The organism is Streptococcus sanguinis, from assembly GCF_900475275.1.
In the GTDB taxonomy this organism is placed as follows: domain Bacteria; phylum Bacillota; class Bacilli; order Lactobacillales; family Streptococcaceae; genus Streptococcus; species Streptococcus sanguinis_N.
The window spans coordinates 1,764,301-1,788,808 of sequence record NZ_LS483364.1 but is presented as its reverse complement, the minus strand read 5'-3'; the positions used below and the strand labels follow the sequence as shown (position 1 = coordinate 1,788,808).

The following is a 24,508-nucleotide window of genomic DNA, read 5'->3' as shown; positions in this document are numbered from 1 at the left end:
AGCAGTCATTGAACTGCTCTAGTTTTTATAAAGTTTTTTCTGGGTCTCTGACCACCAGCAAGTCAACCTTGGCGTGGCGCAGGATATATTCGGAGGAAGAACCGACTAGCAGCCGTTCAAAGGCATTGAGACCGGTAGCACCGACCATGATCAGATCTACCTTGTGCTCTTCTGGGATATCTGTTGCCAAGAGAGTCTTGGGATTGCCCATCTCAATAACAATGTCAACATACTTGATACCGGATTTTTGAGCCTTTTCTTTCAACTCAGCTGTCAGCTTTTTGGCATCTTCTTGTAAGTCCTCATAGACATCTGCATCAAAGGTTGAGACACTTTGCAAAGCCCGGGTGTCAATGACGTGGGCGATGGTGAGACGAGAGCCGTTTCGGAGAGCCACGTTAACGCCTTTTTCAAAGGCTAGTTCGGATTCGTGAGAACCATCTACAGCAACCATAATGTTTTCATATTTCTGAGTCATAGAGCTACCTCCTCTAAAATGGTCGGCAAAGGACGTCGCATCATTTAAAGAATGATTGGGCTGACCAAAAATCAATCAGTCCATAGCGTCCGAGTGATTTGCAACTATTTTCTTGTTTCTATTGTAACCCTTTTCAGAAAAAAAGTAAAGATAAAATGGAAATGCTGTCAGAAAATTGCAAGCAGAAAAAGATTCCTTTACTTTGAGGGGTTAGAAAAGGAATAGTGCTCTTTATCTTATAAATCGCTTCATAATCGCGTGAAAAGTGAGCTTATTTTTTTTGTTGTCAATCGCTTTTTCTGGTGGTATAATGATAACATTCTGATGAATAGAGGAAAAATAAGAATGAAAGAATTTGACAAGTCCAGCAAGCTGGAACATGTTGCCTATGATATTCGCGGTCCGGTTTTGGATGAAGCTATGCGCATGCGGGCCAACGGTGAAAAGATTCTCCGCCTCAATACAGGAAATCCGGCTGAATTTGGTTTTACCGCTCCTGATGAGGTCATTCATGATTTGATTATGAATGCGCGTGACAGTGAGGGTTACTCTGACTCCAAGGGGATTTTTTCAGCCCGTAAGGCTATCATGCAGTATTGCCAGCTTAAGAATTTTCCTAATGTAGATATTGATGACATTTATCTGGGAAATGGTGTCAGCGAGCTGATTGTCATGTCCATGCAGGGATTGCTTGATGACGGTGATGAGGTGCTGGTGCCAATGCCAGACTACCCACTCTGGACGGCTGCAGTCAGTCTGGCTGGTGGGAATGCTGTTCACTATGTTTGTGATGAGCAGGCAGAATGGTATCCAGATATTGACGATATCAAGTCAAAAATCACATCTAATACCAAGGCAATCATTATCATTAACCCTAATAATCCAACGGGAGCGCTTTATCCTAAGGAATTGCTGCTGGAAATTGTGGAAATTGCTCGTCAAAATAATCTCATTATCTTTGCGGATGAAATCTACGACCGCATGGTGATGGATGGCAATGTCCATACGTCTGTGGCTAGTCTGGCTCCTGATATCTTCTGTGTCAGCATGAATGGTCTTTCTAAGTCGCACCGAATCGCAGGCTTCCGTGTTGGCTGGATGGTGCTATCTGGACCTAAGCATCATGTTAAGGGTTATATCGAAGGGTTAAACATGCTCTCCAACATGCGCCTGTGCTCCAATGTCTTGGCTCAGCAAGTCGTCCAAACCTCACTTGGCGGTCATCAGTCTGTGGATGAACTGCTTTTGCCAGGTGGTCGTATCTATGAGCAGCGTAATTTCATCTATCAGGCTATTCAGGACATCCCGGGACTGTCAGCTGTAAAACCTAAAGCTGGTCTCTATATTTTCCCGAAAATTGACCGGAACATGTATCATATCGACGATGATGAGCAGTTTGTGCTCAATTTCCTCAAGCAGGAAAAAGTCCTTCTCGTCCATGGACGAGGCTTTAACTGGAAAGACCCAGATCATTTCCGAATCGTTTATCTGCCTCGAGTAGATGAGCTAGCTCAAATCCAAGAAAAAATGACGCGCTTCTTGCGCCAATATCGCCGTTAATAAGCGGATGCTACAAAAAGACTGGACAAAGTTCCGGCCTTTTTCTTATCTATCTTACATATTTTTTATTTCGACTACTGTCTTTGAATTGCAAAAATAAAAAAATCAAGATGCTCTGGAACCCGAATTTGAGGTCGATTGGTAAAAATTATAGGCGACTTTACCGACATTTTTTAGGATTTTGTCCAACATTTTTTATGTATCTGTCCAAAAATGCTTAAAAAAATGTGTTAGCGTCTTCCTTCCAGAAGACAAACATGGTAGAATGTGTTTGTCAATGTTTTTAACAATGATGAAAAAGTGGAGGAGATTATATTGACAATGAAAAAGACACTTAGTGCTTTTTCTGTCAGTGCAGCGGCATTGTCTTTGGTGCTCGCAGAAGGAGTTCAGGCTGATCAATTAGTTGATAATCAGTCTTATTCTGATGCGCCCGTTAGTCAAAGCCAACCACAGGCAGAAAACACACAAAAGGATGAATCTGTTTCGAAAGAACAGGTAGATGCTGCTCAGGCTCTTGTAAAAGAAGCCGACAGCAATGTTGCACAAGTGAAAGCTGATTTGGCTCAAGCTCAAGCAAATACTGCTGCCGCTCAAAGTCAGGTCGAGCAAGCACAAGCTGAAGCTAACCGGGCACAGGAGGCAGCTGATAAAGCTGGTCCGGAAGCTATTGAAACAGCTAAGCAAGAAGAGAGCAATCAAAAAGCTCAAGTGGACAGCAACAAGTCAGAATTGGCTAAAGCTGACCAAGCAACTAAGACGGCTGAAGCTGAGCGCGATGCCCAGGCAGCCAAGACTAAAGAAGCTCAAGAGCAAGCGAAAACTCAAGAAGGACGTCTTGCTAAAGCTCAAAATGACGTGAAGGAAGCTCAGGCCAACCTAAGTGGGGACGCTACAGCTAAAGCAGAAAAAAATGTGAAAGCAGCCCAAGACAAGGTGGCAGCTGACCAGTCTGCTGTTGAAACAGCTCAAGCAAAAGTAGCTACAGCTCGTCAGACTGACAGTCAGAAGCAGGCTGAGGTTGCAAAAGCTCAGACCAACCAGACTCAGGCTAAGACGGCTCGTGATGCTTCTCAAAAGAACTTGCAGGAAAAAACTGCTGCAGCTGAGAAGACTCAGTCGGATCTGAACCAAGCTCAACAGGCTTTGCAAAAGGCTCAAGCTGGAAAAATTACTACTGAAGCTTCTAGCAATAAAAACCGTGTGTCAATGACGCCGGAATACATTGCAGCCTTGAGAGAGCTAATCGCACCGAATTTATCAGAGCAAAAAACTAATGAGATTCAAAATAGACTGGCTGCACTTAATGCCAGTGCTAAGGCTCTCAATCGTTATGTAGCAGATCCTACAGATAGCAAAGCTTTGATTGATACCAACAATATTCCACAGAATGTTCGTCAGGAACTTTCACAGTTTGCTTCAGAACTCATCAACCAGCTGCGTGCTCAGATGGGAACTGGTGAAGTGGCTGTGACACCGTCATCAATTGATTTCGCTGATAAGGTGGCGACAGAATATCGCAAAGACAACTGGAACTGGGATTTGATGGAGAAATACCATCACGATGCTAAAGCAATTAACCGCGTAGCGCGTGAATATGGTTTAATGACCACAAGTGCTGAGCAAGAGAGCAAAGGTCTCCAGTATTATGAAAACGCTTATATTTGGAGAGAAAAAGCTGGCCAAATGAGTGTGGCTGAAATGAAGAGACGAATCTATGATTCTGTTGTTGAATTCATGTTTAATGGCTATGAATGGCTGCATGCTACATCTATTTCTGGTCTCAATACTGGTCGCCAGAAAAACTATCTGGGAGTCGATTTCTCAATGGAAGGTGACATCACTATGGCCCATTTCACCATGGTGTCAGAAGATCAAGTCAAATATGCCAGCAAAAAGAACTTCAATGCCAGCCCGATTACAGGCAAAGCTGCAACAGCAAAAGTAGATCCACAGGAAGTAGCTCAGGCTCAAACTGCCTATGACGCTGCCTTCAAGGCTAATCAACTGGCTCTGGCATCTAAGGGAGTTGCTCAGACTACTTACAATCGGAAGGCTGCAGCTCTAGAGCAAGCCAACCAGCAACTGGCTCAGGCACAAGCTCAAGCAGGTGAGTCAGCAACTGCTCAGGCCCAAGCAGCTCTTGCTGCAGCTCAAGCGGATTTGGCAGCTGATCAAGCGGATTTGGCAGCAGCACAAGCAGCCCTGCAAAACTCAAACTTGGATGACAAGACTAAAGCAGAAAAATTAACTCAGGCCCAAGCAGCTCTGACTGCTGTTCAAGCGACAGTTGCCGCAGCTCAAGAAGCTCTAAAAACTGAATCAGATAAGTTGGCTCAGCTAGACGCAGCTTTGAATGCAGCAAAAGAAAGAAAGACTAATCTTGAAAAAGCTGTTACAGATGCTGAAGCAGCATTGCAAATGGCTAAAGAGTCATTGTCAAATCTTGAAAATGCAGAAGAAAACTTGGAACAAGCTAAAACTAAACTAGCCGCAGCTCAGGCTGCTTACCAAGCAGCTCTTACAGCTCAAACAGATCAAGAAGCAAAAGTAGCAGTTTTAACTGCGGTTCAAGCACAAGCTAAGGCGACATATGACTTGCTAGCTCAAACTTATGCTGAGCAGAATAAGGAAGAAGATATTCGCTATTACCAATCTGTTTTGGCTCACACAGAGGAGCGTTTCGCTCGCTCTCCGCTTGCTGGACAAGTAGGAGATCCTCAGCATACAGCTCTTGGAACTACTGGAAATGCTGGAAGTGCTAGCTCTGGAAATCATAAGCAGACAGCTGCTTCAGGTCATGCCTTGCCTAAGACAGGAGAAAACTCTTCTTGGCTTCTTCTAGCAGGCCAAATGCTTCTGCTCATGGCTATGAAATTGTTCTACAAGAAACGTTCTCTTGATTAGAAAGAACAAAAGTAATCAAAAACAGTCAAATTCTTGACTGTTTTTTTGTTTAATATGGCTTGATATATCAAGTCATATACTTGAAAAATTCTTTATTTTATAGAATTGTATGTAATTGTTTTTCAATAAAAAATTTTCAGATAATTATTGAAATTTCACGGCTTTTATGTTACAATGAAGCTAATAAATATGAGGTAAAAATATGGCCGATTTACTAGAAAAAACACGAAAAATTACGTCTATTCTGAAGCGCTCGGAAGAGCAGATGCAGGAAGATTTGCCCTATAATGCTATTACGCGTCAGTTGGCTGATATTATCCACTGCAATGCCTGCATTATCAATAGCAAAGGACGTCTTCTAGGCTATTTCATGCGCTACAAGACCAATAATGACCGTGTAGAAGCTTTTTTTCAAGATAAGAATTTCCCAGAGGAGTATGTCCAAGAAGCCAACCTGGTTTATGAAACGGAGGCTAATCTGCCGGTTACGCATGATTTGACGATTTTTCCGGTAGAGACCAAGGATGATTTTCCAGATGGCCTGACTACTATTGCTCCCATTCATGTTTCAGGGATTCGTTTGGGCTCATTGATTATCTGGCGTAATGACAAGGAATTTGCGGACGATGATCTGATTTTGGTTGAGATTGCCAGCACAGTGGTTGGTATCCAGCTGCTTAACTTCCAGCGGGAAGAGGATGAGAAAAATATCCGCCGCCGGACAGCTGTGACCATGGCGGTCAATACTCTGTCTTACTCAGAACTGAGAGCTGTTTCAGCAATTTTGGGAGAGCTGAATGGCAATGAAGGCCAGCTGACAGCATCTGTCATTGCTGACCGTATCGGGATTACCCGCTCAGTGATTGTTAATGCCTTGCGTAAGCTGGAAAGTGCTGGGATTATTGAAAGCCGCTCACTGGGGATGAAGGGAACTTATCTGAAAGTCCTGATTCCAGATGTCTTTGATGAAATTAAAAAGAGGGACTACTAATGGCTAAAGCACTGATTTCCATTGATTATACAGTTGATTTTGTCGCAGATGAGGGCAAGTTGACAGCAGGAGCGCCAGCACAGGCAATTTCTGAAGCCATTGCTCAAGTGACGGAGGCAGCTTTTGACCGAGGAGATTATATCTTCTTTACTATTGATGCTCATGATGAGAATGATGCCTTTCACCCAGAGAGCAAGCTGTTTCCACCTCATAATATCAAAGGGACCAGCGGTCGTAATCTTTATGGTCCTTTGGCTGATTTTTATGAGAAGCATCAAGCATACTCTCGGGTCTTTTGGATGGATAAGCGTCATTATTCTGCCTTTTCCGGCACGGATTTAGATATTCGATTGCGGGAAAGAAAGGTAGATACGGTCATTTTGACTGGAGTCTTGACGGATATTTGTGTCTTGCATACAGCGATTGATGCCTATAATCTTGGTTATAAGATTCAAGTGGTAGAGCCAGCTGTGGCTTCTCTGTCAGAGGAAAATCACAAATTTGCCTTAAACCACTTGCAAAATGTTCTGGGTTCGACTATAATAGATACAATTTAAGAGTAAAAGAGAAGCAGAGTAGGCTTGCTGGCTTGCACAGAGAGTGCTGATAGCTGAGAGCAGTACCAAGAAAGCAAAAACCGAAGAACATGTTTCGTAATCTTTTGTGTGATTAAGCACAAACGTCGCTCACGTTACGAGTTCAGAGGCTGCCTTTTAGGGCGGCGAATAACAGTGGTACCACGGCTTTCGTCTGTTTTAGAGACGGAAGTTTTTTATTTTGCAGTAGGTCAGGTGAAGGCGGTTGGGAAATATTGCTAATAACCTGAACAATAGGGCGGAGCTACTAATTGATTTGAGAGGGAAAGAACATGAAAGAAATTTTTATCGGAAACTATGGTTTAGAGCAGGTCGGACAGACCATGACCGCAACTGGCTGGGTGGCCAATATCCGCAATCACGGCAAACTAGCCTTTATTGAGTTGCGGGACCGCGAGGGCTTGCTTCAGGTCTTCGTTGGCGGTGAGATTGAAGATTTTGCTAAGTTGGAAGACATTGGCAAAGAGGATATCATTGCAGTGACGGGGCAAGTAGTTCAGCGGGAAGAGCGTTTCGTCAATAAGTCCATCAAGTCTGGTCAGGTTGAGCTGAGAGCTGAAAAGATTGAGGTTATTGCTAGCAGCAAGGCATTGCCTTTTGAGCTGGACCAGCATGCCCATACGGGGGAAGACCTACGTCAGAAATACCGCTACCTAGACTTGCGGCGTGAGAAGATGACACATAACCTCAAACTACGTCACCAGGTCACCTCAACCATTCGGGAATATTTGAATGGTTTGGACTTTTTGGAAGTGGAGACGCCTTATCTGACCAAGTCAACACCAGAAGGGGCTAGAGACTTTTTAGTTCCTAGTCGGGTCTTTAAAAACCAATTCTACGCGCTGCCTCAGAGCCCGCAGATGCTTAAGCAGTTATTGATGGGCGCTGGCCTTGAGCGCTATTATCAGATTGTTCGTTGTTTCCGTGACGAAGACCTGCGGGGCGATCGTCAGCCAGAATTTACCCAGGTGGACTTGGAGTTGAGTTTTGCAAGCGAAGAAGAAATCCGAGCTCTGGTTGAAGCCATGCTCAAGGCTGTTGTCAAGAAAACTCATGGTTTAGAGTTGACAGAAGCTTTTCCGACTATCAGTTATGAAGAGGCTATGAGCCGCTTTGGTTCTGATAAGCCAGATACGCGCTTTGGTTTAGAGCTGAAGAGTTTAACGGATTTGTGCCAGTCCAATGATTCGCTTCTCATCAAGAAAGTCTTGGATAACCAAGAGGAAGTGATGGGAATCTGTGTGCTAGATGCGGCTAGTGCTTTTAGTAAGAAACAACTGAGTCATTACTATCAGGAAATGAAGGAATTTGGCTGCAGTCGTTTCGCCAGTCTAAAGGTTGGAAATGGCCAGTTAGTTGGTGATTTGGCTAGTACCTTTGAAGCTGAAAGTCAGGAGTTGCTGGAACGTTTTGAGGCCAAGGATGGAGATTTGATTCTGCTAGTCATGTCTAAGAAGCGTCGGGCTCAGGAAGCTTTGGGACATCTACGTATAGAAGTCGCAAAAGCTTTAGATTTGATTGATCCGAGTTTGCTTCATTTCCTTTGGGTTGTGGATTGGCCGCTGCTGGAGTGGAATGAAGACCAAAACCGCTATCAAGCCATGCACCATCCTTTCACACAGGGCATCTTTGAAGATGGACAAGAGCCAGACCAATTCCGTAGCCATGCCTACGACATCGTCTTGAATGGCTATGAAATCGGCGGTGGGAGTCTGCGGATTCATGACCGGAAGGCTCAGGAAGCTATGTTTGAGCTTTTAGGCATGAGCCGAGAAGACTATGAACGGGACTTTGGTTTCTTCCTGGAAGCCTTAGAATACGGCTTCCCACCACACGGCGGCTTGGCTCTGGGCTTAGATCGCTTGGTTATGATTTTGGCTGGGGAAGAAAATATCCGGCAAGTCATCGCCTTTCCGAAAAATGGTACTGGCTTTGATCCTATGCTGGAAAGTCCAAGTTTGGTGGATCTAAGACAGCTCAAAGAACTGCATTTGGAATTGAAGAATTAGCCTGAAATATGGTAAAATGAAATGATGCGAATTCCTGAAGAATGGCAGGAAGAAGCTGAAGAAAAGAGCTAGCGGATGGTAAATAAATCAGCATCCCTGGCTTGTCAAAGTAAAGGTGAGCTGAAGCTTGGAAATAAAGATATCATCTAGAAATTGTTATTTTTAGTCGCTAAAGCTCACATATCTTATGAAAGGAATCAGAGATGAAGATTACTCAAGAAGAAGTAAGTCACGTTGCTAAGCTGTCAAAACTGGCTTTTTCACCAGAAGAAACTGCTGAGTTTGCGACGACCTTAACCAAGATTGTCGACATGGTCGAATTGCTCAATGAAGTGGACACGGAGGGTGTGCCTTTCACTTCTAATGTAGCTGCTAATATCAACTATATGCGAGAAGATGTGGCTCAGCCAGGTTGGAACCGGGAAGAGCTTTTCCAAAATGTACCTGAAAAAGAGCGGGGCTACATCAAAGTGCCTGCCATCCTAGATGACGGAGGAGATGCCTAATGACTTTTAATCACAAGACTATTGAAGAGTTGCATGATTTGCTGGTCAAGAAAGAAATTTCTGCGGTAGAGTTAACTCAGGCGACTTTGGCAGATATCAAAGAACGTGAAGCGGCTGTGGACAGCTTCATTACTGTCAGCGAAGAAGAGGCTTTGGCTCAGGCTGCGGCTCTGGATGTTAAGGGCATTGATGTGGACAATCTTATGAGCGGAATTCCGCTGGCAGTCAAGGATAATATCTCAACCAAGGGGATTTTGACGACGGCTGCTTCTAAGATACTCTACAATTACAAGCCGATTTTCGATGCGACTAGCGTAGAGAAGCTTTACGGTAAGGATATGATTATCGTCGGGAAGACCAACATGGACGAGTTCGCCATGGGTGGATCCAGTGAAAACTCTTACTTTAAGACGACTAAGAATGCTTGGGACAGCAGCAAGGTTCCTGGTGGGTCATCTGGTGGATCAGCGACAGCTGTTGCCTCAGGTCAGGTTCGTCTGTCACTGGGTTCAGATACGGGTGGTTCTATTCGCCAGCCTGCTTCTTTTAACGGTGTAGTCGGCCTCAAGCCAACCTACGGCCGGGTTTCGCGTTTTGGTCTCATTGCTTTTGGTTCGTCTTTAGACCAGATAGGGCCTTTCTCTCAGACAGTTAAGGAAAATGCACAGCTTCTGAATGTTATTTCTGGTAATGATCCTAAGGACTCTACATCATCACAAGAAGCAGTGCCAGACTTTACCAGCAAGATTGGCCAAGACATCAAGGGGATGAAGATTGCCCTGCCTAAGGAATACATGGGTGAGGGAATTGACAGTAAGGTCAAGGAAACAATTTTAGCAGCAGCGAAGCACTTGGAAAGTCTAGGAGCTATCGTTGAAGAAGTCAGTCTGCCCCACAGCAAGTACGGCGTGGCTGTTTACTATATCATTGCTTCTTCTGAAGCCAGCTCTAACCTGCAGCGTTTTGATGGCATTCGCTATGGCTATCGTGCGGAAGGCATTGAAAATCTAGAAGATGTCTATGTCAAATCTCGCAGTGAAGGCTTTGGTGAAGAGGTGAAACGCCGCATCATGCTGGGAACTTTCAGTCTGTCATCTGGTTACTACGATGCCTACTTCAAGAAAGCTGGTCAGGTTCGGACCTTGATTATGCAGGATTTTGCCAAGGTTTTTGAAAAATATGATTTGATCTTAGGTCCAACTGCACCAACTGTAGCTTATGACTTGGGCAGTCAAAACCAAGATCCAGTGGCTATGTATCTGGCTGACCTTTTGACCATTCCAGTCAATCTGGCTGGCCTGCCGGGCATTTCAATCCCAGCTGGCTTTGCAGATGGTCTTCCTGTCGGCTTGCAACTGATTGGTAACCACTTTGATGAAGAGACCATCTATCAGGCAGCCGCAGCATTTGAAGCAACGACTGACTACCACAAACAGCAGCCAGTTATCTTTGGAGGTGAAAAATAATGAACTTTGAAACAGTTATCGGACTGGAAGTCCATGTTGAATTGAAGACCAATTCAAAAATTTTCTCTCCGGCTCCAGCTCACTTCGGTGAAGATCCAAATGCCAACACCAATATCATTGACTGGTCCTTCCCAGGTGTTTTGCCTGTTATGAACAAGGGTGTTATTGACTATGGTATCAAGGCTGCTCTGGCTTTGAACATGGATATTCACCAGAAGATGCACTTTGACCGCAAGAATTACTTTTATCCGGACAATCCAAAAGCCTATCAAATTTCTCAGTTTGATGAGCCGATTGGCTACAATGGCTGGATTGAGATTGAGCTAGAAGATGGCACGACCAAGAAAATCCGTATCGAGCGGGCCCACTTGGAAGAAGATGCCGGAAAGAATACCCATGGCAGCGATGGTTACTCTTATGTGGACCTCAACCGTCAAGGGGTGCCGCTGATTGAGATTGTATCGGAAGCAGATATGCGCAGTCCAGAAGAAGCTTATGCCTATCTGACTGCCCTCAAGGAAATCATCCAGTACACGGGTATTTCGGATGTCAAGATGGAAGAGGGCTCCATGCGGGTGGATGCCAATATTTCTATCCGTCCTTACGGTCAGGAAGAATTTGGTACCAAGACTGAGCTGAAAAACCTTAACTCCTTCAACTTTGTCCGCAAGGGTCTGGCATTTGAGGAAAAGCGCCAAGCTGAAATCCTACGCAGCGGTGGTCAAATTCGTCAGGAAACCCGTCGTTATGACGAAGCAACTGGCGAAACCCTGCTCATGCGGGTTAAGGAAGGTTCAGCGGACTACCGTTACTTCCCAGAGCCTGATTTGCCAATCTTTGAGATTGAGGATGCTTGGATTGAGCAAGTGCGCAGTAGCCTGCCAGCCTTTCCAAAAGAACGCCGAGCTAAGTATGTGGGCGACTACGGTCTGTCTGACTACGATGCCAAGCAGCTGACAGCGACCAAGGCTGTGTCAGACTTCTTTGAAGCAGCTCTTGCAGCAGGCGGTGACGCCAAGGCTGTCTCTAACTGGCTCCAAGGGGAAGTGGCTCAATACCTCAATGCCGAAGGCAAGACCATCTCTGAGATTGAGCTGACACCTGAGAACCTGACTGAAATGATTGCATTGATTTCAGACGGAACGATTTCTTCTAAGATTGCTAAGAAGGTCTTTGTCCATCTAGCTAAAAACGGTGGCTCTGCCAAGGAATATGTGCAGAAAGCAGGCCTGATTCAAATCTCAGACCCAGCCCAGCTTCTTCCAATCATCCAGCAAGTCTTTGCGGATAATGAAAAAGCTATCAATGACTATAAGGGTGGCAATAAGAATGCGGCCAAGTCACTGATCGGTCAGCTCATGAAGGCTACTAAGGGTCAAGCCAATCCACAAGTAGCACAAAAACTGCTCAATGAAGAGTTGGAGAAACTTTAAAAAAGATAGAAAACCAGCCTCAAGGCTGGTTTTCTATCTTTTATTTAGCCATTAGTTATGTTAAAATAATAGAAAAAACAAAGGAGTCTTTTATGTCAGAAATTAAAATCAAACGCGAGACAGGTTTTGTAGGGATTATTGGTAAGTTTCCAGTCTTTATCGATGGTCAGAAAGTTGGCGCAATCAAAAACGGAGAAGAGGTTGTTTTTCCAATTGCGGCTAATGAAGCAGAAGTCCGTGCGGGATCTGCTCCTATGAAAACCAAGCCAGTGACAGTTAAAGCAGGCCAAACCTTGCTGATTGAAACTAATTTTACTAATTTTTCCGTTTATTTAGTAACTTTAGTGGTTGCGCTTCTATTTGGCGGATGGCTTCGTGTGATTCTCTTGATTCTGTGCATTAGCTTCCTGTTCCTTCTGCCTTTTTATACTGCTAGAATTGCAGAATAAGTCTATGACCAGCTGATGCTGGTTTTTTGTATGCTATTTTTTGAAAATGTAGCTAATCTTTTGACAAGATTTCTGAAAGGGTTTACAATAAAACTAATAAATTATAAAGCGAGGTATGTTTATGGCAAAAATGAATGCTGCGCGTTGGTATGGCGCTAAAGATGTTCGTATTGAAGAAGTGGATGTACCAGAAGTCAAACCGCATCAGGTCAAGATTGCGGTCAAGTTCACAGGAATCTGTGGAACTGACTTGCATGAATATCTGGACGGACCGATTTTTATTCCGACGGAAACAGAGCATGTCTACTCTGGCCAGAAGGCACCTGTAACTTTAGGACATGAGTTTGCTGGGGAAATTGTTGAGGTCGGCAGTGCTGTGACACGGGTCAAAGTTGGCGATCGGGTGACAGTAGAGCCTATTTTGGCTAAGCATAATCTTGTCGGTGACTATAATCTGGACCCTAATCTAAACTTTGTCGGTTTGGCGGCAGACGGAGGTTTTGCCAAATACTGTGTTTTGGACGGAGACATTGTTCACAAAGTTCCAGACAGCCTTAGCTATGAGCAGGCAGCCTTGACAGAACCAGCTGCTGTGGCTGTTTACGCGGTCCGTCAGTCAGCTCTTAAGACGGGCGATACTGCGGTGGTCTTCGGTTTGGGACCAATCGGGCTCTTGATTGTTGAGGCTTTGCGGGCGGCCGGTGCCTCTAAGATTTATGGTGTTGAGTTATCTCCAGAACGCCAAGCCAAGGCAGAGGAGCTTGGGGCCATCATTGTGCGACCAGAAGAGGGTGAAGACGTGGTAGCTGCTATTCATCGTTTAACTGGTGGCGGGGCAGATGTATCTTATGAAGTGACCGGGGTGCCGGTTGTGCTGGGACAAGCTTTGGCTGCTGTCCACAAGGCTGGAGAATGCATGGTAGTTTCTATCTGGGAACGAGAAGCCAGCATTAATCCAAATGAATTTGCCATTCAAGAAAAAACGCTCAAGGGCATTATCGCTTACCGGCATATTTTCCCTAAGGTGCTGGAACTGATGGAGCAGGGCTATTTCTCTGCTGACAAGCTTGTGACCAAGAAGATTAAGCTGGAGGATATTGTAAAAGAAGGCTTTATCGAGCTGACTCAGGATAAGTCACAGATTAAGATTTTAGTATCACCAGAATAAATCTTTGCATAATCATGAGAAGAAAAATCAGTCAAAACTGGCTGATTTTTCTTTATGGATTGTGCTATAATAAGTAAAGATATAGAAAGAGATTGGGATGTCAAAAGTTTTGAAAAGGACCATATTTTCCTACACGGTCTTTTTTAAGGGTACTTCCCTGATAGGTCCTGTCAAATCCAGTCTTCTAGCTTCTATTGAGCCTATTTCAACGTTCTTCTTTGCTTTTTTCTGATGAAAGAGAGCTTTTATGTTATTGTTCTGATAGGGATTGCTATGATTTTAATAGCTGTTTCACTCATTTCCCTTAAAGACTTGTGGCTGCAAAAAAAAGTCCTGCAGCCTCTCCTAGTTGAACCACTATATATGGGAGACAAAAAGGATAAATAAAAAAGGAGTTGACTCTTCAATCAACTTCTTTTTATTTGGAGACCATTTTCCAGAAAAAATCAATGATATAGGTCAGTCCGTAGGTATAGATGACGAGAGTGATGGGCTTGCAAAGAAGGATAATCAGCATGTACTTTTTGAAAGTCATCTTAGTCAAGGCTGCCAGCATGCAGAGAAAGTCGGCTGGACTGATGGGCCAAATCATCATGAAAATAAAGAAGCGCTCAAAGCGGTTGCCCTTATCCAGCCAGCCGATATATTTATAATAAGTACGCTTGCTGACGACAGACTGAACAAAAGCCGGACCGTAGGTGCGCGCCAGATAAAATATAATGGCGCAGCCAATGACAATACCGATATAGTTATAAATGGTGCCGACGATATGGCCGTAGATGAAAACACCAGCGACAGAGGTCAGGGCTCCGGGGATAATAGGCACGACCGTCTGTAGAATCTGCAGGAAGATAAAGAGAGGAGGTCCCCAAATGCCCGCCTGCTGGATAAAGGCTGAGAGAGTTTCCTTGGACTGGAGAATGCCTGCGAAATATGCCCAAAGACAAAAGGCCACCGTTCCTAGAGCGCCAATGGCGGACGACCAGTTGATAATCTTTTGCAAAAGAGGGGAAACAGCCTGCATCTGCCTATTTTTTTCTGTCATACAAACCTCCAGGACATTTATACTATCACTACTATAATATCATCTTTTGTCCTTTTTGTAACTCTTGAGGCTGAAGGTGCCAAAAAGCCCATTTTATGCTATAATAATGAGAATACGAATTTTTGGAGAGAGATGTGGCGATTGAAGATTATATGCCAGACTTTGCGGTCGAGGCAGTTTACGATTTGACGATAGAGAGTCTAAAAAGGCAGGGCATCAAAGCGGTTTTGGTTGATTTAGATAACACCCTGATTGCTTGGAATAATCCTGATGGGACCCCAGAGATGAAGAAGTGGCTCCATGATTTACGGGATGCGGGCATTCGGATTATCGTGGTGTCTAATAATAACCAAAAACGGGTCAAGCGGGCTGTTGAAAAGTTTGAAATTGACTATATCTACTGGGCCATGAAACCCTTCACTTGGGGAATTGACCGAGCGCTCAAGCTTTTTCATTTTGAAAAAAAGGAAGTGGTCATGGTGGGCGATCAGCTCATGACGGATATTCGAGCTGCTCATCGGGCCGGAATTCGTTCGATTTTGGTTAAACCACTGGTCGAGCACGACTCTATCAAGACCCAGGTCAATCGGGCGCGTGAACGCCGCGTGCTCAAGAAAATTACTGAAAAATACGGCCCAATTCAATACAAAAAAGGAATTTAAGCATGGAAGAACTTCTCTGTATCGGCTGCGGAGCCACTATTCAGACAGAAGATAAGGGCAAGCTAGGCTACACGCCCCAGTCGGCTCTAGAAAAAGGATTGGAGGCAGGCGAACTCTATTGCCAGCGCTGTTTCCGCCTGCGCCATTATAATGAAATCAGCGATGTCCAGCTGACGGATGATGACTTTCTGCGGCTTCTGCATGAGGTTGGAGATAGTGATGCTTTGGTCGTAAATGTTGTCGATATTTTTGATTTTAATGGTTCGGTTATTCCTGGCCTGCCTCGTTTTGTTGCTGGAAACGATGTTCTCTTGGTTGGGAATAAAAAGGACATTTTACCTAAGTCGGTCAAGGATAGCAAGGTGACCCAATGGCTGACAGAGCGGGCTCACGAAGAAGGCCTGCGTCCAGTCGATGTGGTCTTGACTTCTGCTCAGAACAAGCAGGCAATCAAGGACTTGATTGACGAGATTGAGCACTGCCGTAAGGGACGTGATGTTTATGTAGTCGGCGTGACCAATGTGGGCAAGTCCACTTTGATTAACGCCATTATTCAGGAAATCACGGGCGACAAGGATATTATTACGACTTCGCGCTTCCCTGGAACAACTCTGGATAAAATCGAGATTCCTTTGGCAGATGGCAGTCATATCTATGATACACCAGGCATTATCCATCGTCACCAGATGGCTCACTATCTTTCTGCTAAGAATCTCAAATACATTAGTCCCAAAAAGGAAATCAAACCCAAAACCTACCAGCTTAATCCAGAGCAAACCCTCTTTTTGGGTGGTCTAGGCCGTTTCGACTTTGTGGCAGGTGACAAGCAAGGCTTCACGGCTTATTTTGACAATGAGCTTAAGCTCCACCGGACCAAGTTGCAAGGTGCTAGCAACTTTTATGATAAGCATGTCGGCAGTCTCTTGGTGCCGCCAGTTGGCAAGGAAAAGGAAGAATTTCCAGCCTTGGTCAAGCATGAATTTACCATCAAGGACAAGACAGATATCGTCTTCTCTGGTCTGGGTTGGATTCGAGTCAGTGGTCCTGCTCGAGTAGCTGGCTGGGCGCCAGAGGGTGTGGCGGTTGTCACTCGGAAAGCCATTATTTAATACTCAAGAAACCAAGGGGAATAAATCCCCTTAAAATAAGGAAGGAAAAGGCCATGAACAGTTAGGAGACAAGCAGGTCCCAACTGACTCAGGCCTTATAGAAGAACATGACACTAACATCAAAACAACGGGCCTTTCTCAACAGTCAGGCACACAGTCTCAAACCCATCATTCAGATTGGGAAAAATGGACTCAACGACCAAATCAAAACCAGCGTCCGTCAAGCACTGGACGCACGAGAACTGATTAAGGTTACGCTTTTGCAGAATACGGATGAGAATATCCATGAAGTTGCGGAGATTTTGGAAGAAGAGATCGGAGTGGATACAGTGCAGAAGATTGGCCGGATCTTGATTCTCTACAAGCAGTCCAGCAAAAAGGAAAATCGCAAACTCTCTGTCAAAGTCAAGCAAATTTAAGGAAAAATTTCTGTGGAGATGTCAGCCTATGGCTATTGAATTACTAACCCCCTTTACCAAGGTGGAATTAGAACCAGAAGTTAAAGATAAAAAACGCAAGCAGATTGGCATACTAGGCGGGAATTTCAATCCAGTCCACAATGCTCATTTGGTCGTGGCGGATCAGGTCCGGCAACAGTTAGGCTTGGATCAGGTCCTACTCATGCCAGAGTACGAGCCACCCCATGTGGATAAGAAAGAGACCATCGATGAGCAGCATCGGCTGAAAATGCTGGAATTGGCTATCGAGGGCATTGAAGGCCTAGGGATTGAAAACATTGAGCTGGAGCGCAAGGGAATTTCCTATACCTACGACACTATGAAGCTCCTGACAGAGCAACATCCAGATACGGACTATTACTTTATCATCGGTGCGGATATGGTGGACTACCTGCCCAAGTGGTACCGGATTGATGAGCTGGTTGAGCTGGTTCAGTTTGTCGGTGTTCAACGACCGCGCTACAAGGCGGGGACTTCTTACCCTGTTATCTGGGTGGATGTACCCCTTATGGATATTTCCTCCAGTATGGTGCGGGATTTTCTGGCTCAGGGACGGACTCCTAATTTCCTGCTGCCTCAGCCGGTCTTAGACTATATTGAGAAAGAAGGGCTTTACCTATGACCTATGAAAGTTATATCAGTATGAGTCGTGAGGCCTTACTGGCTAAGATGGAAACTGTCATGCCTGAGAAACGCCTGCGGCATTGTCTAGGTGTGGAAAAGGCTGCCCGTGAATTAGCGGAGCGCTTCAGTCTTGACGTCGAAAAAGCGGGTCTGGCAGGACTCTTGCACGACTATGCGAAAAAGGTCTCGGACGAGGATTTTCTTGCCTTGATTGACAAATACCGGCTGGATCCTGACCTAAAAAACTGGGGCAACAATGTCTGGCATGGAATGGTGGGCATTTACAAGATTCAGGAAGATTTAGGCATCGAAGATGCTGAGATACTGCGAGCCATCGAGATTCATACAGTGGGCAGTGATACCATGTCTGAGCTGGACAAGGTGGTCTACGTAGCTGACTACATTGAGCACAACCGAGACTTTCCGGGAGTGGATAAGGCTAGAGAGCTGGCTCAACGGTCGCTTAATCAGGCTGTGGCCTACGAAACAGCAAGGACAGTAGAGCATTTGGCTCACAAAGGAATGCCCATCTATCCGCAGACCTTGGAGACTTACAATGCCTTTGTAGGATATTTGAAGGAAATAGAAGAAAATTAAAGAGGAACTATGAAAGAACAAGAATTATTAGAACTGGTCGTGAAGGCGGCCGATGAAAAGCGTGCAGAAGATATTGTAGCTTTGGATTTGCAAGGTCTGACTACTGTGACAGATTACTTTGTCATCGTCAGCTCGATGAACAGTCGTCAGCTGGATGCAGTCGCTGAAAATATCCGTGAGAAAGCTGCGGCGGCGGGTGTTTCTGCTGGTCATGTTGAGGGAGACGCAGCTGGCGGCTGGGTGCTCTTAGACTTGGGCGGTGTGGTTGTCCATGTCTTTTCAGAGGAGATGCGGGCGCATTACAATCTTGAAAAGTTGTGGCACGAAGCAACTGGTGTGGATGTTGCAGCCTTATTGGAAGAAAAAAACAAGTGATTTTTTGCCCTTAGGCAGAAAGCAGAATTTAGCTCAGTCAGCCTGCTGGCTGAGCTATTTTTGAAAGGAAAAGTATGGCAACTTATGAAACCTTCGCGTCGGTTTACGATGCGATTATGGATGATTCTTTGTATGAGAAGTGGACAGATTTCAGCCTGCGTCATTTTCCCAAGGATAAGAAAAAGCTGCTGGAGCTGGCCTGTGGAACGGGCATTCAGTCTATTTATTTTAAGCAGGCTGGTTTTGATGTGACGGGGTTGGATTTGAGTCAGGAAATGCTGGATTTGGCAGAGAAGCGTAGCAGAGAGGCCGGTTTGGACATTCCCTTTATCCAGGGCAATATGCTGGATTTGAGCGGCGTTGGTCAGTTTGATTTGGTGACTTGTTACTCAGACTCCATTTGCTATATGGAGGACGAAGTCGATGTCGGTCAGGTTTTCACTCAAGTCTACCAGCATCTAAATGAGGGCGGTCGCTTTATCTTTGATGTGCACTCGATTTACCAGATTGACGAGGTTTTTCCTGGCTATTCCTATCACGAAAATGCTGAAACCTTTGCTATGGTCTGGGATTCTTATGCGGACGAACCGCCTCATTCCATCGTGCATGAGCTGACCTTCTTTGTCCAAGAGGAGGATGGGCGTTTCACGCGCCATGATGAGGTGCATGAGGAGCGGACCTATGAGATTCTGACCTATGATATCTTGCTGGAGCAGGCTGGCTTTAAGAATGTCAAGGTTTACGCGGACTTTGAGGACAAGGAGCCGACTGACAAGAGCGCTCGCTGGTTCTTTGTGGCGGAGAAATGAGATGACAGTTACCGGTATTATCGCAGAGTTTAATCCTTTTCATAATGGGCACAAATATCTGCTGGAGCAGGCTTCTGGTCTAAAAATTATCGCTATGAGTGGCAATTTTGTTCAGCGAGGGGAGCCGGCTATCGTGGACAAGTGGACTCGGGCACAGATGGCTTTGGAAGCTGGAGCGGATCTGGTCCTTGAGCTGCCTTTCTTGATCAGCGTTCAGGCGGCGGACTTTTTTGCTAAGGGTGCAGTAGACATCTTAGAGAGACTGGGCATTGATCATCTAATGTTTGGAACTGAGGAAGTGCTGGACTACGAGAGTATTTCCAAGGTCTATGGTGAAAAGGCAGAGCAGATGGAGGCTTATTTGGCCAGCTTGCCTGATTCCCTATCTTATCCTCAGAAGACTCAGGCCATGTGGCAGGAGTTTGCAGGGCTCAATTTCTCAGGCTCTACGCCCAACCATATCTTGGGCTTGGCCTATGCCAAGGCTGTGGCGGGAAGAGATACAAAACTGTGTCCAATTCAACGCCAGGGGGCTGGCTACCATTCCTTATCAGCTAATCAAGAATTTGCCTCTGCAACTGCCCTTCGTCAGAATCTGGATCAGCCAGACTTACTCAAGAAATTCACCCCAGCTCATGAGCTGATTAAGATGGCTCCCAAGGTGACCTGGTCGGACTTTTTTCCCTATCTCCGTTACCAGATAGTGACAAGTCCGGATTTGACAGATTTTTACCAGGTCAATCAGGAGTTGGCCGTCAGGATTAGAGTGGCCTTGAAAAGCAGTGAGACCATAGAAGAGCTAGTTGAACAGGTGGCGACCAAGCGCTATACCAAGGCTCGGGTCCGGCGTCTGCTGACCCATATCCTAGTCGGAGCTAGGCAAGAAGAGCTTCCGTCAGGTGTTCATATTTTAGGCTTTTCCGAGCAGGGGCGCCAGCATTTGTCCCAGCTTAAGGGAAAAGTTGATTTGGTCAGCCGTATCGGCAAGGAGCCATGGGATAGTCTAACCCAGCAGGCTGACAAGGTCTATCAGCTAGGCAATCCCGCACTTTGGGAGCAGAATTTTGGACGGGTTCCGATTATGAAAGACAAGTAAGGCTGAATGTTCAGCCTTTTTGCTTTGTTTGCGATGGTAAATAAAAAATGGTATAATAAAAAAACAAACTTGTTTTCACTAAGGAGCATGATTTGCATTTTAGTGGTTTGATTGTAGGTATGAAAGCTAACATTCGGTCAATAAAACATTGCTATGCTGATTGAATGATTATCTTTCCTATCCATGTCTCAAAGGAGGAAGACTCATGAAATTCAAAAAGATTACCTTTATGGCCCTTACAGCCTTGCTTACGCTTAGTTTAGGGGCTTGTAGCTTGATTGGGCAGAAGCATTCTCAAAAGAATCAAGGTGGTACTGAGAATAGCTCCCGTGAGAGCCAAAAAAATACTTCTTCTGACGATATTGAAGAACTCTTGGAGAAAGCAGAAACTGCGAATGAAGATCTAACTTCAATGAAAATGAAGGTGAAATTATCTATCACTGTAGATGGTTCCAATAAAACTCAAACGATGAGCGGGGATCTTCTCTATGATAAAAGCACGGATGAGCTGGCCAAGGGGCATTTAGTAATAGATGGAAAAGAGAGCGGTCAGGAGAGTTATCAAGAAGCGATTATGCCAGGCGGAGAGGATAAACTTTTGTATACTCGTTCTTCTAAAAATGGAACATGGACTAAGCAAGAAATGGGAAGCGGGGCAGATTATTATGTTCAGCCCGATTATTTCAAACTCATGGATGGCTTTTATCAAATGGCTGATGATGTCACTGTAAAGGAAAGCGGTGATGAATATATCTTTAAATTAAGTAGTAAAAATGCTGATTTACTGGGGCTCTTTGGTGAAGAATTCAAACTAGAGCTGACAGGTGTTACTCAGGCAGATATGGATAAGAAGTTAGAAGTACGCTTGGATAAAAAGACCTTATTCTTAAAAGACTTCAAGCTAGGTCTATCTTATAAGGGTGAAGAAGGTAGTTTGGATGTTCAAACAGATACTCAATATTCTGACTGGAATAAGGTAGAGGAAGATGAGTTTAAGGCGCCTCAGTAAAGCATAAGCAAAACTATTAGCTGAGAAAGAAAGGAAAAGCCATGCCTTTATTGTTTGCTTTTCGCTACCGTAGAGGACTCTATTTGACCATAGTCATCTTGGCATCTGTCTTTTTAGCCTTAAGCCTTATTTTCGGAACTTTAGCTTACTTTATACTATTTTCTTTCGAAAAGGCCATGCCTGGAGCAGGAATACGCTCGTTCAGTTTGCCTTTTATACTTGCTTTTTTCATGACTGCTATAGTCGAAATCTTTGCAATAGTCCATGCGGGGCGCAAGCTGAGTAAAAATTGCTTTGTTCTTGCAGGAACAGAACGGGGCTTGACCGTGCGAGGTGCTTTCTTGAAAGAGCATAGCTTTGCTTGGAATCAACTGGAAAGTGTTTTTTACCGGCCGGCTTGGGGAAGAACTTCTGATGGGCAGGCTTCTTTTCGACTGGGAGTCAGGTACTATCGGAGAGACTACCTATATATCAAGCCTTATCATGGCAAGTCCGTTCGAGTAGATGTTACTTTTTTAGATGGCCGAATAGAAGATGTCTTTGCCTGCTTAAGCAGATGCAAACCGGATTTGCCTATTGTGAAAAATTATCAGTGATATTTTTGATGGATTTCGGCAAAGGTCCGTTATGACAGGCCTGCTAGTTTCAGGAAATAGAATGTACTGTCCAGTTGCTCTTTTAGCGACTGGATTTTTTATGGAATAGAAATAGGTGTAAAGTTAAAGAAACCAAGCTGGTTCTTCTAAAAGCTATCATTTTTTCTTAGTGATTTTTCTGATTCCCTGTGTTATAATAAGAAAGATTAAAAATGTAATTTATCAAAAGGAGAATCTCCAATGGGACGTAAATGGGCCAATATTGTGGCAAAGAAAACGGCCAAAGACGGCGCGAACTCAAAAGTATATGCTAAGTTTGGTGTAGAAATCTATGTAGCAGCTAAAAAGGGTGATCCAGATCCAGAGTCTAACACAGCTTTGAAATTTGTTATTGACCGGGCTAAGCAGGCTCAAGTGCCGAAGCATGTCATTGACAAAGCCATTGATAAGGCAAAAGGAAACACTGACGAAACCTTTACTGAAGGCCGCTATGAAGGATTTGGGCCAAACGGTTCTATGCTGATTGTCGATACTCTGACTTCAAATGTCAATCGGACTGCAGCCAATGTCCGTGCTGCTTTTGGTAAAAATGGCGGCAATATGGGAGCTAGCGGCTCTGTAGCCTATTTATTTGATAATAAAGGCGTGATTGTCTTTGCGGGGGACGACGCTGACAGTGTCTTTGAACAGCTGCTGGAAGCGGATGTGGATGTTGATGATGTTGAAGCAGAAGAAGGAAGCATCACTGTTTATACAGCGCCAACTGACCTTCACAAGGCTATCGTGGCTCTGCGTGAATCTGGCATTCAAGAATTCCAAGTAACCGAGCTTGAAATGATTCCTCAGTCTGAAGTAGAGTTGACCGGTGAAGACCTCGAAACCTTTGAAAAGCTTTATAGCGTTTTAGAAGACGACGAAGATGTCCAAAAAATCTATACGAATGTAGATGGATTCTAAAGATACTTGACCTGTAGTTGGAGCTACAGGTTTTTCTGTGATGAGAAGTCTCAAACTGTATCTACCAGTGCAGCTAAGTATGGTAAAGTACAAAAGTCATAGTATTAACTTATGAAGGAGACGAATTTGGCTGACTGTGCCTTGCTTCCAAACCAGAACGAGATTATCAGTTGAAATTTGTCAAGGCAGATGGCGAGTGGGTCTTGGAGCTTGATTTTTCTTATGAATCCATTGTCATCTCCTTCGAAGGCGATATATCATAATAGCAAAATTAGAGGGCTGATTATTGATTATTTGCTCTCTATTTTTGTTTCTGCGTCCAGCTTTGTGCTATACTGGATGGTAGATAGGTGTATTCGAGTAAAGGAGTCGGCCATGAAAAAATTTTATGATAAACTGATGCAAACGCGGCATTATCTTCATCAGCATCCAGAGCTGTCTGGGCAGGAATTTGAAACGACGGCTTTCCTAAAAGCCTACCTGGAAGATTTGGAGATTAGGATTTTGGAATCTGATCTGAAAACGGGCCTAGTTGCCGAGGTTGGCTCTGGCAAACCGGTTATTGCCCTGAGGACTGATATTGATGCTCTGCCTATTTTGGAGCGAACCGGTCTGCCTTATGCCAGTCAGAATTCAGGCGTCATGCACGCTTGCGGCCATGATTTTCATCAGACCAGCCTTTTGGGGGCAGCGGAGCTGCTCAAGGCTATGGAAGGAGATTTGAGAGGGACAATCCGTCTGATTTTCCAGCCAGCTGAGGAAACTTCTCAGGGAGCCAGTCAGGTTCTTGCGACAGGTCTGCTGGACGATGTGTCAGCTATTATCGGTTTTCACAATATGCCGCAGCTCAAGGCGGGACAGTTGGCACTTAAAGCTGGAGCCATGATGGCTGGGGTTGAGAAGTTCAAGGTGGAGGTAGAAGGAGTCAGCAGCCATGCGGCTAGGCCAGATCTGGGTGTTGATACAGTATTGACCTTGACTGGTATGATTCAAAATCTGCAGGCTCTAGTGGCCCGTACTGTGTCTCCTTTTGAAGCTGCTGTCTTGTCTGTAACCCATATAGAAGCGGGAGCGACCTGGAATGTATTGCCGCAGTCGGGCTTTTTTGAAGGAACGATTCGCAGCTTCAATCCGACCTTGCAGCAGCGTCTCAAGGAAGACTTTATCCGAATTGTAGAGAATACAGCGGAGAATTTTGGGGCTCAAGTCAGGATTTCTTGGGACCATACTCCGCCAGTAACCTATAATGACCCCGAATTGGCCGAGCTGCTCTATGAGCACTCACAGAATCTGGCAGAGATCCTGCCAGCCAGTCCTTCCTCGGCTGGAGAAGATTTTGCCTTTTATCAGGAGAAGCTTCCAGGCGTTTTTGCCTTTATCGGCTCAAATGGGGCAGAAAATGCTCCTGACCTCCATCACGACAGCATGGTCATTGACGACGAAGCTTTCAAAGTTTCCGTTCCTTACTATGTCGAAAGTGCCCTCTTTCTCCTGCAGCACTACAGGCAGAAAGCTTAAATAATGACTGCCTCAAAGCTGATAAAGAAAAGCTATCACCTCCATAAAAAATATATAATGGTCAAGTTTCTCCTTATTTGATATGATAAA

The 24,508-nt window shown here is 44.8% G+C and carries 24 protein-coding genes and 1 pseudogene; 23 read left to right on the top strand and 2 right to left on the bottom strand.

Features of this window, described 5'->3' with window-relative positions; genetic code table 11:
* Positions 1–25 precede the first annotated feature (25 nt).
* Positions 26–478: a universal stress protein gene (locus DQM55_RS08910; protein WP_002896311.1), complete on the bottom strand. Its 453-nt coding sequence runs from the start codon at positions 476–478 to the stop codon at positions 26–28.
* A 345-nt stretch (positions 479–823) separates the two neighbouring features.
* On the opposite strand from DQM55_RS08910, the gene DQM55_RS08900 reads away from it, so the two are divergent.
* The 11 genes and pseudogenes from DQM55_RS08900 to DQM55_RS11840 form a co-directional block, all read left to right on the top strand.
* Positions 824–2,038 (top strand): pyridoxal phosphate-dependent aminotransferase, encoded by a 1,215-nt coding sequence (locus DQM55_RS08900; RefSeq protein ID WP_009659361.1) that lies wholly within the window; start codon positions 824–826, stop codon positions 2,036–2,038.
* A 321-nt stretch (positions 2,039–2,359) separates the two neighbouring features.
* Positions 2,360–4,945, top strand: a complete 2,586-nt coding sequence (locus DQM55_RS08895) for an SEC10/PgrA surface exclusion domain-containing protein (RefSeq protein ID WP_111676296.1) — start codon at positions 2,360–2,362, stop codon at positions 4,943–4,945.
* 202 nt (positions 4,946–5,147) lie between these two features.
* Complete coding sequence (codY, locus tag DQM55_RS08890; RefSeq protein WP_002896308.1) at positions 5,148–5,936, top strand: GTP-sensing pleiotropic transcriptional regulator CodY; 789 nt, start codon at positions 5,148–5,150, stop codon at positions 5,934–5,936.
* Complete coding sequence (locus tag DQM55_RS08885) at positions 5,936–6,493, top strand: cysteine hydrolase family protein (RefSeq protein ID WP_111676294.1); 558 nt, start codon at positions 5,936–5,938, stop codon at positions 6,491–6,493. The genes codY and DQM55_RS08885 overlap by 1 nt, the downstream gene beginning before the upstream one ends.
* 311 nt (positions 6,494–6,804) lie before the next feature.
* Positions 6,805–8,541: an aspartate--tRNA ligase gene (gene aspS / locus DQM55_RS08880; RefSeq protein ID WP_111676292.1), complete on the top strand. Its 1,737-nt coding sequence runs from the start codon at positions 6,805–6,807 to the stop codon at positions 8,539–8,541.
* 203 nt (positions 8,542–8,744) lie between these two features.
* The gene (gene gatC, locus DQM55_RS08875; RefSeq protein ID WP_002896305.1) at positions 8,745–9,047 is read left to right on the top strand and encodes an Asp-tRNA(Asn)/Glu-tRNA(Gln) amidotransferase subunit GatC; all 303 of its coding nucleotides are present in this window, start codon (positions 8,745–8,747) and stop codon (positions 9,045–9,047) included.
* Entirely contained in the window at positions 9,047–10,513 is a 1,467-nt protein-coding gene (gatA, locus tag DQM55_RS08870; protein ID WP_111676290.1) for an Asp-tRNA(Asn)/Glu-tRNA(Gln) amidotransferase subunit GatA, read from the top strand. Before gatC ends, gatA begins: the two co-directional genes overlap by 1 nt.
* The gene (gene gatB / locus DQM55_RS08865) at positions 10,513–11,946 is read left to right on the top strand and encodes an Asp-tRNA(Asn)/Glu-tRNA(Gln) amidotransferase subunit GatB (RefSeq protein ID WP_002922060.1); all 1,434 of its coding nucleotides are present in this window, start codon (positions 10,513–10,515) and stop codon (positions 11,944–11,946) included. The genes gatA and gatB overlap by 1 nt, the downstream gene beginning before the upstream one ends.
* Before the next feature lie 92 nt (positions 11,947–12,038).
* On the top strand, positions 12,039–12,395 hold the full coding sequence (locus DQM55_RS08860) for a hypothetical protein (RefSeq protein ID WP_002907115.1): 357 nt from the start codon (positions 12,039–12,041) through the stop codon (positions 12,393–12,395).
* 121 nt (positions 12,396–12,516) lie between these two features.
* Positions 12,517–13,563 (top strand): 2,3-butanediol dehydrogenase, encoded by a 1,047-nt coding sequence (locus DQM55_RS08855; RefSeq protein ID WP_111676955.1) that lies wholly within the window; start codon positions 12,517–12,519, stop codon positions 13,561–13,563.
* Positions 13,564–13,669: 106 nt separating this feature from the next.
* A pseudogene (locus DQM55_RS11840) lies at positions 13,670–13,950 on the top strand (EamA family transporter); the annotation flags it as partial.
* 31 nt (positions 13,951–13,981) lie between these two features.
* On the opposite strand, the gene DQM55_RS08845 reads toward DQM55_RS11840, so the two are convergent.
* Positions 13,982–14,608: a TVP38/TMEM64 family protein gene (locus tag DQM55_RS08845; protein WP_111676288.1), complete on the bottom strand. Its 627-nt coding sequence runs from the start codon at positions 14,606–14,608 to the stop codon at positions 13,982–13,984.
* Between the two features lie 134 nt (positions 14,609–14,742).
* Here DQM55_RS08845 and DQM55_RS08840 point away from each other — a divergent pair, with 134 nt between their 5' ends.
* From DQM55_RS08840 to DQM55_RS08785, 12 genes are all read left to right on the top strand, one after another.
* Positions 14,743–15,270: a YqeG family HAD IIIA-type phosphatase gene (locus tag DQM55_RS08840; RefSeq protein ID WP_172454753.1), complete on the top strand. Its 528-nt coding sequence runs from the start codon at positions 14,743–14,745 to the stop codon at positions 15,268–15,270.
* 2 nt (positions 15,271–15,272) lie between these two features.
* Positions 15,273–16,379 carry a ribosome biogenesis GTPase YqeH gene (gene yqeH, locus DQM55_RS08835; protein WP_111676286.1) on the top strand — a complete coding sequence of 369 codons (1,107 nt, stop codon included), beginning with the start codon at positions 15,273–15,275 and terminating at the stop codon, positions 16,377–16,379.
* Between the two features lie 107 nt (positions 16,380–16,486).
* Complete coding sequence (yhbY, locus tag DQM55_RS08830; protein WP_002896287.1) at positions 16,487–16,798, top strand: ribosome assembly RNA-binding protein YhbY; 312 nt, start codon at positions 16,487–16,489, stop codon at positions 16,796–16,798.
* 28 nt (positions 16,799–16,826) lie between these two features.
* A complete protein-coding gene (locus DQM55_RS08825; RefSeq protein WP_111676284.1) occupies positions 16,827–17,459 on the top strand; it encodes a nicotinate-nucleotide adenylyltransferase in 633 nt (210 codons plus the stop codon).
* A complete protein-coding gene (yqeK, locus tag DQM55_RS08820; RefSeq protein ID WP_111676282.1) occupies positions 17,456–18,058 on the top strand; it encodes a bis(5'-nucleosyl)-tetraphosphatase (symmetrical) YqeK in 603 nt (200 codons plus the stop codon). The genes DQM55_RS08825 and yqeK overlap by 4 nt, the downstream gene beginning before the upstream one ends.
* Positions 18,059–18,067: 9 nt before the next feature.
* On the top strand, positions 18,068–18,433 hold the full coding sequence (rsfS, locus tag DQM55_RS08815) for a ribosome silencing factor (protein ID WP_002901020.1): 366 nt from the start codon (positions 18,068–18,070) through the stop codon (positions 18,431–18,433).
* Between the two features lie 74 nt (positions 18,434–18,507).
* Positions 18,508–19,242, top strand: coding sequence for a class I SAM-dependent DNA methyltransferase (locus DQM55_RS08810; RefSeq protein WP_111676280.1), 735 nt, complete (start codon positions 18,508–18,510; stop codon positions 19,240–19,242).
* 1 nt (position 19,243) lies between these two features.
* Positions 19,244–20,338, top strand: coding sequence for a nucleotidyltransferase (locus DQM55_RS08805; RefSeq protein ID WP_111676278.1), 1,095 nt, complete (start codon positions 19,244–19,246; stop codon positions 20,336–20,338).
* A gap of 205 nt (positions 20,339–20,543) precedes the next feature.
* Positions 20,544–21,347: a DUF6612 family protein gene (locus DQM55_RS08800; protein WP_111676263.1), complete on the top strand. Its 804-nt coding sequence runs from the start codon at positions 20,544–20,546 to the stop codon at positions 21,345–21,347.
* Positions 21,348–21,577: 230 nt separating this feature from the next.
* Positions 21,578–21,943: a hypothetical protein gene (locus DQM55_RS08795; RefSeq protein ID WP_172454788.1), complete on the top strand. Its 366-nt coding sequence runs from the start codon at positions 21,578–21,580 to the stop codon at positions 21,941–21,943.
* A gap of 240 nt (positions 21,944–22,183) precedes the next feature.
* Positions 22,184–22,900: a YebC/PmpR family DNA-binding transcriptional regulator gene (locus DQM55_RS08790; RefSeq protein ID WP_002907099.1), complete on the top strand. Its 717-nt coding sequence runs from the start codon at positions 22,184–22,186 to the stop codon at positions 22,898–22,900.
* Positions 22,901–23,275: 375 nt separating this feature from the next.
* Positions 23,276–24,418 carry a M20 peptidase aminoacylase family protein gene (locus DQM55_RS08785; RefSeq protein WP_111676261.1) on the top strand — a complete coding sequence of 381 codons (1,143 nt, stop codon included), beginning with the start codon at positions 23,276–23,278 and terminating at the stop codon, positions 24,416–24,418.
* The last annotated feature ends 90 nt before the right edge of the window (positions 24,419–24,508 follow it).

What these genes read in the sequence shown, in the direction of transcription:
- DQM55_RS08910 (WP_002896311.1), bottom strand. Translation starts at nt 478, where the DNA reads ATGACTCAGAAATATGAAAACATTATGGTTGCTGTAGATGGTTCTCAC.
- DQM55_RS08900 (WP_009659361.1), top strand. Translation starts at nt 824, where the DNA reads ATGAAAGAATTTGACAAGTCCAGCAAGCTGGAACATGTTGCCTATGAT.
- DQM55_RS08895 (WP_111676296.1), top strand. Translation starts at nt 2,360, where the DNA reads ATGAAAAAGACACTTAGTGCTTTTTCTGTCAGTGCAGCGGCATTGTCT.
- codY (WP_002896308.1), top strand. Translation starts at nt 5,148, where the DNA reads ATGGCCGATTTACTAGAAAAAACACGAAAAATTACGTCTATTCTGAAG.
- DQM55_RS08885 (WP_111676294.1), top strand. Translation starts at nt 5,936, where the DNA reads ATGGCTAAAGCACTGATTTCCATTGATTATACAGTTGATTTTGTCGCA.
- aspS (WP_111676292.1), top strand. Translation starts at nt 6,805, where the DNA reads ATGAAAGAAATTTTTATCGGAAACTATGGTTTAGAGCAGGTCGGACAG.
- gatC (WP_002896305.1), top strand. Translation starts at nt 8,745, where the DNA reads ATGAAGATTACTCAAGAAGAAGTAAGTCACGTTGCTAAGCTGTCAAAA.
- gatA (WP_111676290.1), top strand. Translation starts at nt 9,047, where the DNA reads ATGACTTTTAATCACAAGACTATTGAAGAGTTGCATGATTTGCTGGTC.
- gatB (WP_002922060.1), top strand. Translation starts at nt 10,513, where the DNA reads ATGAACTTTGAAACAGTTATCGGACTGGAAGTCCATGTTGAATTGAAG.
- DQM55_RS08860 (WP_002907115.1), top strand. Translation starts at nt 12,039, where the DNA reads ATGTCAGAAATTAAAATCAAACGCGAGACAGGTTTTGTAGGGATTATT.
- DQM55_RS08855 (WP_111676955.1), top strand. Translation starts at nt 12,517, where the DNA reads ATGGCAAAAATGAATGCTGCGCGTTGGTATGGCGCTAAAGATGTTCGT.
- DQM55_RS08845 (WP_111676288.1), bottom strand. Translation starts at nt 14,608, where the DNA reads ATGACAGAAAAAAATAGGCAGATGCAGGCTGTTTCCCCTCTTTTGCAA.
- yqeH (WP_111676286.1), top strand. Translation starts at nt 15,273, where the DNA reads ATGGAAGAACTTCTCTGTATCGGCTGCGGAGCCACTATTCAGACAGAA.
- yhbY (WP_002896287.1), top strand. Translation starts at nt 16,487, where the DNA reads ATGACACTAACATCAAAACAACGGGCCTTTCTCAACAGTCAGGCACAC.
- DQM55_RS08825 (WP_111676284.1), top strand. Translation starts at nt 16,827, where the DNA reads ATGGCTATTGAATTACTAACCCCCTTTACCAAGGTGGAATTAGAACCA.
- yqeK (WP_111676282.1), top strand. Translation starts at nt 17,456, where the DNA reads ATGACCTATGAAAGTTATATCAGTATGAGTCGTGAGGCCTTACTGGCT.
- rsfS (WP_002901020.1), top strand. Translation starts at nt 18,068, where the DNA reads ATGAAAGAACAAGAATTATTAGAACTGGTCGTGAAGGCGGCCGATGAA.
- DQM55_RS08810 (WP_111676280.1), top strand. Translation starts at nt 18,508, where the DNA reads ATGGCAACTTATGAAACCTTCGCGTCGGTTTACGATGCGATTATGGAT.
- DQM55_RS08805 (WP_111676278.1), top strand. Translation starts at nt 19,244, where the DNA reads ATGACAGTTACCGGTATTATCGCAGAGTTTAATCCTTTTCATAATGGG.
- DQM55_RS08800 (WP_111676263.1), top strand. Translation starts at nt 20,544, where the DNA reads ATGAAATTCAAAAAGATTACCTTTATGGCCCTTACAGCCTTGCTTACG.
- DQM55_RS08795 (WP_172454788.1), top strand. Translation starts at nt 21,578, where the DNA reads ATGACTGCTATAGTCGAAATCTTTGCAATAGTCCATGCGGGGCGCAAG.
- DQM55_RS08790 (WP_002907099.1), top strand. Translation starts at nt 22,184, where the DNA reads ATGGGACGTAAATGGGCCAATATTGTGGCAAAGAAAACGGCCAAAGAC.
- DQM55_RS08785 (WP_111676261.1), top strand. Translation starts at nt 23,276, where the DNA reads ATGAAAAAATTTTATGATAAACTGATGCAAACGCGGCATTATCTTCAT.